Raw genomic sequence first — 1,540 nt, 5'->3', positions numbered from 1 at the left:
GCCGAGAAAATTCTACTTTTGAACACCACTAATTTTAGGGGGGATTACCGACCTGCGCCCCTAAAACTCCTCCAAAATTGTGTAGAGTCCGCCCAACAAAAGGACGGACAAATGAAGGCACGATTTACAGACGAACAGATCATTGCGATGATCAAGGAACAGGAAGCTGGTGAGAAGACTGCTGATGTATGTCGGCGGCACGGGATCAGCTCAGCAACGTTCTACAAATACCAATCGAAGTATGGGGGCATGGAACCGTCTGACGCAAAGCGGTTGCGGGCATTGGAAGATGAGAACGGCAAACTGAAGAGGCTGTTTGCCGAACAGATGTTGGACAACGCCATGCTACGAGACATCAATTCAAAAAAATGGTGACGCCCGTGGCAAAGCGGAATGCGGTGGTTCACCTGTGCGAAGCGCATGGTGTGAGCCATGCCACTGCCCCGGCAGGGCGATTGCGGAGCAATCTGCCGAGAGGGGGCGGGCGTGTGATGTGCTGCAGATTGATCGGTCAACGGTGCGGTATCTGTCGCGCCGTGGTGATGATGCGGAACTGCGAGATGCAATCAAACGCGTGTCTCGTGAACGGCGTCGATTTGGTTGCCGCCGCATCCACGTGATGATTGCTCGGGAGGGCTTCGAGGTGAACCACAAGAAAGTAAGGCGTATCTACCGTGAAGAGAAGCTGCAGGTGCGTCGCAGAGGCGGTCGGAAGCGTGCTTTGGGCACAAGGAAGCCAATGCTCCTGCCTGACGGCCCAGACCAGCGTTGGTCGTTGGACTTTGTATCTGATGCTCTGACCGATGGCCGCCGCTTTCGCATTCTGGCGGTCGTTGATGACTTCAGCCGCGAGAACTTGGTGCTGGTGGCCGACACGTCACTGTCTGGCCAACGGGTCGTGCGTGAATTGGATCGCGTGATTGCTGAACGGGGCATGCCGACGACAATCGTTTCTGACAACGGCACTGAGTTCACCAGCATGGCGATCCTCAAATGGGTTCAGGAAACGGGTATCGATTGGCATTACATCGCGCCGGGCAAGCCCCAGCAGAACGGATTCATCGAAAGCTTCAACGGCAAGTTGCGGGATGAATGCCTCAACGAAACGCTGTTTGGCACATTGCGCGATGCCCGCAAAACGCTTGAGGAATGGCAGGAGGATTACAACTGGCGCAGACCACATTCAGCATTGGGCAACCTGACACCGATGGAATTTTTGCAGAGAAAGGCGATGGACAAGATGGCTGCCTAACGCCAAAGATTTAATTCTAAGGACTCTGCCCAAAGCTGGAGGAGACTTGGGGCGCAGGTCATAGGATACTTACGGTTCTATGCGCCGACAGGTTCGGGGCCATTGGGGCGGCAAAGTTAACAATGAAGACGTTAAAGAAGAAGCTTGATCTCCTCTACACGGGGGCCAGTAAGAAGGCGACGCGATTTCGCTAGAGAGTGTCCGATCTTCTGTGTATGAGTAATTTGGCCCATGCTTCATTAACGAAGGAGCATGACGACAATGACGATATCCAAGGAAGTTTTAGAC

Annotated in this window: 1 pseudogene; it reads left to right on the top strand. The window is 53.8% G+C overall.

The features are described from left to right. Positions 1-111: 111 nt before the first annotated feature. Positions 112-1,252: pseudogene (locus BM174_RS20720) on the top strand (IS3 family transposase). The last annotated feature ends 288 nt before the right edge of the window (positions 1,253-1,540 follow it).

The organism is Sulfitobacter brevis (assembly GCF_900112755.1).
GTDB classification, from domain to species: Bacteria; Pseudomonadota; Alphaproteobacteria; order Rhodobacterales; family Rhodobacteraceae; genus Sulfitobacter; species Sulfitobacter brevis.
This window is presented reverse-complemented; position numbering and strand designations above follow the sequence as displayed.